At 42.7% G+C, this 8,955-nt stretch carries 7 protein-coding genes; 4 read left to right on the top strand and 3 right to left on the bottom strand.

Annotated elements, in window-relative coordinates:
- The first annotated feature begins 224 nt into the window (after window positions 1-224).
- Window positions 225-2,099, top strand: coding sequence for a bifunctional serine/threonine-protein kinase/formylglycine-generating enzyme family protein (locus AACX33_RS03265; RefSeq protein WP_194001067.1), 1,875 nt, complete (start codon window positions 225-227; stop codon window positions 2,097-2,099).
- A gap of 197 nt (window positions 2,100-2,296) precedes the next feature.
- Here AACX33_RS03265 and hemW read toward each other — a convergent pair whose 3' ends face one another.
- On the bottom strand, window positions 2,297-3,478 hold the full coding sequence (gene hemW / locus AACX33_RS03260) for a radical SAM family heme chaperone HemW (RefSeq protein WP_194001058.1): 1,182 nt from the start codon (window positions 3,476-3,478) through the stop codon (window positions 2,297-2,299).
- 244 nt (window positions 3,479-3,722) lie between these two features.
- Here hemW and AACX33_RS03255 point away from each other — a divergent pair, with 244 nt between their 5' ends.
- The 3 genes from AACX33_RS03255 (at window position 3,723) to AACX33_RS03245 (ending at window position 5,556) form a co-directional block, all read left to right on the top strand.
- Complete coding sequence (locus tag AACX33_RS03255) at window positions 3,723-4,799, top strand: PIN/TRAM domain-containing protein (RefSeq protein WP_194001056.1); 1,077 nt, start codon at window positions 3,723-3,725, stop codon at window positions 4,797-4,799.
- Window positions 4,800-4,804: 5 nt separating this feature from the next.
- A complete protein-coding gene (locus AACX33_RS03250; RefSeq protein WP_194001054.1) occupies window positions 4,805-4,987 on the top strand; it encodes a hypothetical protein in 183 nt (60 codons plus the stop codon).
- A gap of 428 nt (window positions 4,988-5,415) precedes the next feature.
- Window positions 5,416-5,556, top strand: a complete 141-nt coding sequence (locus tag AACX33_RS03245; protein ID WP_194001052.1) for a hypothetical protein — start codon at window positions 5,416-5,418, stop codon at window positions 5,554-5,556.
- A gap of 609 nt (window positions 5,557-6,165) precedes the next feature.
- On the opposite strand, the gene AACX33_RS03240 is transcribed toward AACX33_RS03245, so the two are convergent.
- Together AACX33_RS03240 and AACX33_RS03235 are read right to left on the bottom strand one after the other, a co-directional pair.
- Window positions 6,166-7,473 (bottom strand): vWA domain-containing protein, encoded by a 1,308-nt coding sequence (locus AACX33_RS03240; RefSeq protein WP_194001050.1) that lies wholly within the window; start codon window positions 7,471-7,473, stop codon window positions 6,166-6,168.
- On the bottom strand, window positions 7,470-8,726 hold the full coding sequence (locus tag AACX33_RS03235; RefSeq protein ID WP_194001048.1) for a vWA domain-containing protein: 1,257 nt from the start codon (window positions 8,724-8,726) through the stop codon (window positions 7,470-7,472). The genes AACX33_RS03240 and AACX33_RS03235 overlap by 4 nt, the downstream gene beginning before the upstream one ends.
- Window positions 8,727-8,955 lie beyond the last annotated feature (229 nt).

Below are 8,955 nucleotides of genomic sequence, written 5' to 3'. Positions count from 1 at the left end.
TGTGTGTACACCAGAGGCTAGCACCAAAGTGGTTCGTTTCATAAATATGTGAAAACAGGAAATTTTTATCTGGTAACAGTTTTAAAATCTGTTTCTTGAGAGTATCGCTTTTGCAGTAGCGGGGTAGCTAATAACACTCAGATTTTGTGTATAATGCTTTTGGGTAGCAAAATATCACCACCCTCACGGAATCCCCAAAATACTCCCCCCCAGACATGACGAACATGATCTACTGTCTGAACCCAGACTGTCTGCACCCCAACCCCGATAATTTTCAATACTGTCAGAAATGCGGTAGTAAGTTAGTGCTGACAGAAAGATATATACCCCGCTCAATTTTAGGTCAAGGTGGTTTTGGTCGAACATTTCTAGCTACAGATCAATATAAACCGTCCCAGCCCTATTGTGTAATCAAACAGTTTTTACCCCAGGCGCAAGGGACAGATACCATTGAAAAAGCATCTCAGTTATTTGCACAGGAAGCACAACGATTAGAAGAGTTAGGTAAACATCCGCAAATTCCTGAGTTGATGGCTTATTTTATCGTAGATAATCGCCAATATTTAGTGCAAGAATTTGTGCAAGGAAACACCCTACAAGCTGAGTTAGATAATAATGGTGTGTTTTCGGAAAAACTGATTAGAGAATTATTACTAGAAATATTACAAATCCTAGAATTTGTCCATAGTAAACAAGTAATTCACCGAGATATTAAACCAGAGAATATCATCCGGCGCAGCAATGACAACAAGTTATTTTTAGTAGACTTTGGCGCGGCTAAGGTAGTAAAGCAACAGCAACGCACAGCCACAGGAACAATTATCGGTTCTGCGGAATATTGCGCTCCTGAACAGTCTATGGGGAAACCCTTTTTTATCAGTGATTTATATAGTTTAGGGGTGACTTGTCTACATTTATTAACAGGAATTAGCCCTTTTGATTTATATAGTACCCTAGAAGGGGAATGGGTATGGCGAGACTACTTGAATGGGAATGTGGTCAGTGATGAATTGGGTAAAATTCTGGAAAAGTTAGCCCATCCCATCGCCAAGCATCGTTTTCAGTCTGTTGCAGAAGTTAAACAACAAGTGGAAAGAAAATCATCTAAACCTCCTTCTCTCACAAGTATTCAAACTCCACCTCCTTCTCCCCCAAAGATTCAAACTCCACCTCCTTCTCCCCCAAAGATTCAGACTACACCTCCACCTCCCCCAAGGATTCAAATTCAGTCTTTTGACTTTGAAACGGCTACCATAACGGGAAGTAAAGGTTTTTTAGGTATAGGGAAAAGCTATGAAATTAAACGCAGTCGGGGACGCGCCGAGTTTTTTACAGAAAACTTGGGTAATGGTGTAGTTCTAGATATGGTGAAAATTCCTGGGGGTACATTTCTCATGGGTTCGCCAGAAAATGAGCCAGAACGAGATGAAGATGAAAGTCCCCAGCACAGCGTCACCATTCAACCTTTTTTTATGGGGAAATTTACCGTCACTCAAGCGCAATGGGCAGCAGTTGCCGCTTTTGATAAAGTAAGGATCGATTTAAATCCCGACCCATCCCATTTTAAAGGTGCTAATCGACCTGTAGAATCTGTTTCTTGGGATGATGCGGTTGAGTTTTGCGCCCGACTATCTCAAAGGGCTGGAAAAACCTATCGCTTATCTACTGAGGCTGAATGGGAATATGCTTGTCGGGCGGGAACGACTACACCGTTTTATTTTGGTGAGACAATTACTACAGATTTGGCAAATTACAACGGCAAGTTCACTTATGGTTCTGCACCAAAGGGTGAATATCGGGAGCAAACAACCGAGGTGGGAAAATTTCCTGCCAACCCCTTTGGTTTATATGATATGTGTGGTAATTTATGGGAATGGTGTCAGGATGAGTACCACCAAAATTATAATAATGCACCCGCAGAGGGTAGACCTTGGCTAGGTAGAAATGGTAATTCACTTCGGCTGCTGCGCGGTGGTTCTTGGAACCTTTTTCCTGAGAACTGCCGTTCTGCTGGTCGCATCGACATCTACTGCGGCAGCCGCGGCTACGATAACGGATTCCGGGTTGTGTCTGATGGCGTAGCTGCGAGGACTCTTTAGCGTTTTGCCCTTCTTACCGTCTCGCGCTTGGTGCGATCAAATATTTTTTTTAATTCTTGGATGAGTAATCAATATAATACATAATCCTAGTGATTTAATCAAGTGGTAAGTACCTCAAACTTAAAAAACGTAATACCCAGATCCCCGACTTCTTCAAGAAGTCGGGGATCTGAACCTTAGCGCGGAAAGGTCGTTAGTTATCCCAACTTTTCAAATAAATCAGCCAACACCACATTAGAAAACAGAAACCCTTGGGGATCAGACAAACGCAACCTTCCCCCAACTACTTCCACCCAACCTTTATCTAAATAAGGCTGTAAACATTGGTGAATCTCTTTTACCTTCCCTTCCCCAAACTTTTCAGCCAACATTGCCAAACTCACACCCTCAGCCAAACGCAACCCCAACATTAAAGTTTCTAATAATACCTCCTCTGGTGGTGTCACTTCACAATCAATTACACCTCCAGCTTTTACCCACTGGTAATACTCCTGAGTCTTGCGCGGACGAGTGAAGCGCTTTCCCTCGATATAACTCGCCGCACCCATGCCAAAAGCATAATAAGGGCGGTTTTCCCAATACACTCGATTATGCTGACATTGATGCCCAGGACGCGCATAATTAGAAATTTCGTAATGTTCATAACCAGCATTCGTCAAAACTTGCTGTGCCGTTTCGTACATTTTGACTGTGGTTTCATCCGTTGGTAATGGCTGATCCCCTGGTTTGTAATAACGACCAAAAGCTGTCCCAGCTTCTATGGTAAGGTCATAGATGGATATGTGAGTAGGCATCATCCTTACAGCCTGTTTTAAAGAATCCTGCCATTGTTCTAAAGACTGATGCGGCAAACCTGAGATTAGGTCTAAGCTAAATTCGGCTATTTCTACTTGGTGAATTAAGTCCACAGATGTGAGAATATCTACAACAGAGTGCGATCGCCCCGCAAGCTGCAATAATTCCTCTTGAAACGCTTGTACACCCAAACTTACCCGGTTCACGCCAACGCTGCAATAGCCAGATAGATGTGCTAAATCAAACGTGCCTGGGTCTACTTCCATAGAGATTTCTGCACCAGCAGCAATACCCAAATGTTTTTCTAGGGTTGCCAATATGCGTTGTAACTGTTCTATAGATAGTAAAGAAGGAGTCCCACCACCAAAAAAAATTGTTTTCAGAGGTTCACCAGTACCCGCCTTCATGGCAATTTCTTGGCATAGTACCTCCACATATTGAGCGATAGTACCAGATGTTTCACCCCGTAGGCGATCGCCCACCACAGACACAGGGAAATCACAATAAAAACACCGCCTTCGGCAAAAAGGAATGTGTACATAAGCAGAACTGGCAATGCCGGAAATATTAACTTTTTGGCTCATTATGAGAAAGAATTCATTAATTAAACTGAAAATTCCCAACAGCGAAAATAAGTAGTTTTTTTACAAAAATTGATCGTTTAACCACAAAATCATGAAAAATATGCAGAGAAAAGACTTTGGTTATAATATTTGCAGATATTCCCTGCTTCAACGCCTAGTGTAAGTCAATATTGATCAATCGCTCTTATCGATGAAAAATACTTGACTTGATAGGATCACATAATCGCAGGAAAAAAACAAAACTATGCTTGATGCCATTATCATTATCTCATTCATCCTAGCTGCTGCGGGAATAGGGTTCTATAGCATTGAACTACTACCCGATGGTTCCCTAGATGCGGTAACAAACTTAGAAGCTTTACGCTTAGTTGTAGCCGTCTTTGCCGCTATTCTTGGCGGTGCAATTGGACTGAGTTTCCAAACGACATATCGGCGCTTAGAAGTACAAGTCCGAGAAATGCCCCTAGAAATGATTTTAACTCGTGCCATTGGCCTGGTAATTGGGCTATTGCTAGCTAACTTAATGCTAGCCCCATTATTTTTGCTGCCTATCCCCACGGATTTTGGCTTTATTAAGCCACTGGTGGCAGTTGTCGGCAGTATTTTGCTGGCTGTCACCGGGATGAATTTGGCCGATACCCACGGGCGGGGTTTATTGCGGTTCATTAATCCCAACACAGTAGAGACAATGGTAGTAGAAGGAACGCTAAAACCTGCCAGTACCAAAGTTTTAGACACTAGTTGCATTATTGATGGTCGCATTGAAACCTTACTAGAAACCGGATTTCTGGAAGGACAAATTTTAGTCCCCCAGTTTGTCTTGCAGGAATTGCAACAAGTAGCCGATGCTAGTAAAGACCAAAAGCGGGTACGGGGAAGGCGCGGATTAGAAATTCTTACCCGCATTAAGAAAAGCTACCCAGACCGCATTTTGATTAACCCCGTTGACTACGAAGATATTGCCACAGTCGATGCTAAGTTAGTCCGCTTTGCCCAAGAAATTAACGGTACGCTGCTCACCAATGATTACAACTTATCGAAAGTAGCCAGCGTGCAGAAAGTGCCTGTTTTGAATGTGAATGACTTGGTAAATGCTGTGCGTTCTACTTATTTACCTGGTGATAATCTTGACCTGAAGATTCTCAAGGAAGGTAAAGAACCGAGTCAAGGCGTGGGCTACTTAGACGATGGCACAATGGTTGTCGTTGAAGAAGGTAGTAATTATGTCGGTGGGGAAGTGCGGGTAGTCGTCACCAGTGCTTTGCAAACCTCCGCCGGACGGATGATTTTTGCTAAACCCCAAGCTTCAGCTTTGGCGTGAGGTAAATGTCAAGTAAAAATAGAGTTAAAATGTGCGATCGGTGTAGTCAATCTGCACCGATTTTGTTTAGGGTGAAGTTTGACAAAGCAGGCAACTGGATTTTTGTTTGTCGTGAATGTTGGCCTGGTGTGAGTGAAAATAACCCGTTTTATCTTTACGGTGGGACTTGGAAAGCTCGAAAAAAATAAATAGATAGATATAGATAGGTGCGAGACACTCTGCTTATCACAATAGTTCTAAATTATTTTCCATAACTCAAACTCGCATCACCGTTCCTAAACGGGAAAATTTTCTTCTGAGGTTGAAAAGTAGGCTAAATAGGGCGTTGGGTCTGATTTAAATTATAACTAGATTAGTTCAATACCAAAATTCTTTTTATTTGTAAACCGTATTGCTTACTACCACCTCACTAAATTTAACATTATTTTTGCGAAAATTCACACAAATTCAAAAATACGAGTTATAATAGTTCCAGTAGATAGCCCATGCAAATTTGAGTGCAAATAACCGAAAGGTTAAATACTCGGTTTTGCGTGGGCTATTTGCTGTTTATCTCTACTGAAGAATATTTTTACTCCTTGTTTGAGTCGGAGTTACCAAACTACTCAGACAAAATATGATGAACAAAAAATTCCTACCAAGACGCACCAGCAAAAAAGCTGCTAGCAATGCTGGTAAAGTTCTGCGCGACCCTAACTCTACTCCAGAGCAAAGGTCGGCTGCTGGTTCTGCGCTAGTTCAACGGAGGTGGTCTTAACTCTCTTTCCGTTTGACCTCATAACCTTTTGTGTTATTATTTTTACTTGAAGGGGTCTGTACACCAGTGGATTTAAAGCCACATTGTACGCAACACCATAAATTTCCAATGACCCTAATCAAACACTTGCGTAAACCTCTGGCTATTGCTTTACTAGCTTCGATTACTAATTTGAATTTTTACATCTATGTAGTCGATACAAGTAACTCTGACTCACGGTCAACAACCATAAAAATCGGAGTTGATTTGACGCGGAGAGGAGGTTTACCTAAGTTTAAATAAATAGTTAAACCCTTAGCTCTTATATAAGAAGTGCTAAGGGTTTATTTTATTGGCGTTGCTGATTGAAAATATGAATTAGCCTCACGCAAAGGCGCAAAGGCGCAAAAAGAGGAAGAAAAGAAAGGTGATTTTGGTATTTCATACTTTAGTTTAGTAACAGCATTTTGTTGTTTATCGCAACGCCAACATAAAGAAAAATGTTAGTCTTAGTATACAATTTTTCCATTTAGACATAATCATATTGATAATAACTAAATGATGAACGCAAGAGCTTTTTTTTATGATTATTTTTATGTTAAAAGGGCAGGCAAGATGCCCACCCTACGCCTATGAATCTTGCAAAACTGTCTTTGATACCATCCTCGTTTTTTTGAGGTCTGCTTCCGAAAGTTCTTCTCCTGCTTGCAGACGTGTAGCAGAAGTTTGCAACACTGTGGCTGCTCCTTGATCTCCTATTTGTAAGGCGGTGTTAGCAGCCGTTTGTAACATTGTCGCAGCACCGGCGCGATCGCCTTGATTTAATTTCGCTTCCGCTAACTGAGTTTGTCGATACTTCGCTAATGCCAAAATAGACTGCTGCACTGAGGGATTGGGCGCAGGTCGATAGGGCTTGACCACATCTGCATATATCGCTACCATCGGCGAAACTAATCCCTGTTGATTGACAGATGGATCATCGTAGCGGATTTGTAAATGTCCGATTACTTGTTTGCCTTCTGGTAATTGTCCTAAATATATATTCGCCAAAACTACCCGTTCCATATCTTGCATTAAATCACCCAAGCGCACGGCAAAGCCTCCATGAGTTTCTGTTTCCACTGGTAACTCAATGGTGTCTGGGGAAACTTGGGCAAGGGGTTTAAATTCTGCGAGGCGGACATGAGGAACCAAAGACAGCAGCAGGTAGGCATTGGTGAGCCTCACAGACTGAATGCGCTGCAATAAATGGCGAAACTGATCTAATGCTTGTTCCGGACGCTCAATGTAGGCTAGAGTGCCACCACCTGCATCAGCAATTTTTTCCAATAGATCCTGGTTCCAATCATTCCCAAAACCCAGAGTGTTGATAGTGAGATTGATTTTCGTCGCCTTGTGGGCAAATTCTAGACAACGCTTATTGTCATCTTTGCCAATTTCAAATTTCCAAATCCGTAAACTACTTTCACCATGACCATCTGTGAGGAGAAACGCTTGGGAAACAGCTCCTTTTGTCCCTTTCATCAGTTCTGTGATTCCCAGTTGTAAACCCTCGGCAATTGCTGTACCGCCGCTAGCTTTGAGTTTCTTTTTAATTTGGGCTTTAATACCTGGGAGGTCTTCGACTTTTTGGTTGGGGATAATCACTTCAGCAGTACCAGCAAAGGCTACAACCGAAATGCGATCGCCGCAGGTGGGGGTTTCGCTATCACCTGGCTGTAGCCGATCTAATAATTGCTCCACGGCCTGAATTACTGTGGCGATGGGTTGACCATGCATGGAACCACTCTTATCGAGAATTAAGCATAAGTTGAGTGGCAAATGTTGATCAAATTCACCAGCGAGTGCAGAAATTGAAATAGATAGTTGACGTTGGTTGCTCGATTGAGCCGCGTCAACATTAGTATCATTTAAGGCACAAAGCAATTGAACTTTCATTGTGGAGGAGTATCTTGCAACACGGTTTTTGAGACAATTCTGGTTTTCTTGCGATCGCTCTCAGATAAGTCACCACCAGATTGAAGTTGCGTGGCTGAAGTTTGTAACACTGTCGCCGCACCTTGATCCCCCATTTGCAGAGCAGTTTTCGCCGCAGTTTGTAGCATTGTGGCAGCACCGGCGCGATCGCCCTGTTGTAATTTCGTCTCGGCTAACTGGGTTTGGCGGTACTTGGCTAAGGCCAAAATAGACTGTTGCACACGGGAATCTATCTGTGGTTGGTAAACCCCAGTCACATTGGCATACACTGGGAGATTATCTGTAAATAAACCCATTTTATTTTGGGCAGGGTCATCGTAGCGGACTTGGACATTAGCGATCGCCTGTTTACCTTCTGGCAACTGTCCCAGATAAATATTAGCCAAAATCACCCGCTCTGAATCTTTCATTAAATCTCCCAAGCGCACAGCAAAGCGTCCATCTGCTTCTTGCTGTATGGGTAACTCAATGGTGTATGGGGCAACTTGGGCAATGGGTTTGAGTTCCGCTAGCCGGATATGAGGCTTCAGGGAAATTAGTAAATGAGCATTAGTTAATCCCACCGTTTGCACTCGGCTGAACAGGCGGTTAAACTCATCTGCGGCCTGTTCTGGTTTTTGAATGTGGGACAAACTACCTAAGCCAGCATCAGCGATTTTTTCTAAAATATCCTGATTCCATTTGTCACCAAATCCTAACGTGTTTAAAGTCAAATTATAGCCAGTCGCTAGTTGAGCCAATTTCAAACAACGTTGGTTATCACCGTGTTCATTTTCACCATCAGTTAATAAAAAGGCTTGAGAAACAGTTTCTTTTTTTCCCTTGGCTAATTCCTCTATTCCCAAACGCAAACCTTCATCAATAGCTGTACCACCATCTGCGGATAGACTGTTAATTTGTTTTTTAATTCTTTCTGGATTGGCGATCGTTTGATTCGGGACTAAAACTTTGGCACGGTGATCAAAAGCGACAACACTCAGGCGATCGCCAGGCTTCAGTTTATCCACCAGACCAATAGCTGCTTGCTTCACAGTTTCCAGGGGTCGCCCGTGCATCGAACCACTATGATCGAGAATAAGGCATAAATTCAGTGGAATGTTGCGGTCTTGAATTTCCGCGATCGCTGAAATCGACATAGCCAACTGACGTTGACTGCTTGGTTGATGCGCGTCCAAATTACCATCATTCAAGGTAGGCTGCAAATTGACCTTCATAACCCAAAATTCCTAGTTAGCATATCTATATAAATAACTTCAAAACGCCACATCAGCACTACGGAAAAATTAGGGACTGGGAGTAGGGAGTAGGGAGTAGGGAGTAGGGAGTAGGGAGTAGGGAGTAGGGAGTAGGGGAGTAGCAGAGCATAGCAGAATATTAATATGAGTATTGTCCCCATTCCTCATTCCTCATTCCTCATTCCCCATTCCTCATTCCCCATTCCTC

The sequence above is a fragment of the Nodularia sp. LEGE 04288 genome, assembly GCF_963896525.1.
GTDB lineage: Bacteria > Cyanobacteriota > Cyanobacteriia > Cyanobacteriales > Nostocaceae > Nodularia.
Note: the sequence above shows the minus strand (reverse complement) of the source record. Positions and strands in the feature narration are given on the sequence as shown.

Bases quoted from the DNA above. Each gene is read 5' to 3' on its own strand.
- AACX33_RS03250 (WP_194001054.1), top strand. From the start codon at position 4,805: ATGTCAAGTAAAAATAGAGTTAAAATGTGCGATCGGTGTAGTCAATCT.
- AACX33_RS03235 (WP_194001048.1), bottom strand. From the start codon at position 8,726: ATGAAGGTCAATTTGCAGCCTACCTTGAATGATGGTAATTTGGACGCG.
- AACX33_RS03245 (WP_194001052.1), top strand. From the start codon at position 5,416: ATGATGAACAAAAAATTCCTACCAAGACGCACCAGCAAAAAAGCTGCT.
- hemW (WP_194001058.1), bottom strand. From the start codon at position 3,478: ATGAGCCAAAAAGTTAATATTTCCGGCATTGCCAGTTCTGCTTATGTA.
- AACX33_RS03240 (WP_194001050.1), bottom strand. From the start codon at position 7,473: ATGAAAGTTCAATTGCTTTGTGCCTTAAATGATACTAATGTTGACGCG.
- AACX33_RS03265 (WP_194001067.1), top strand. From the start codon at position 225: ATGATCTACTGTCTGAACCCAGACTGTCTGCACCCCAACCCCGATAAT.
- AACX33_RS03255 (WP_194001056.1), top strand. From the start codon at position 3,723: ATGCTTGATGCCATTATCATTATCTCATTCATCCTAGCTGCTGCGGGA.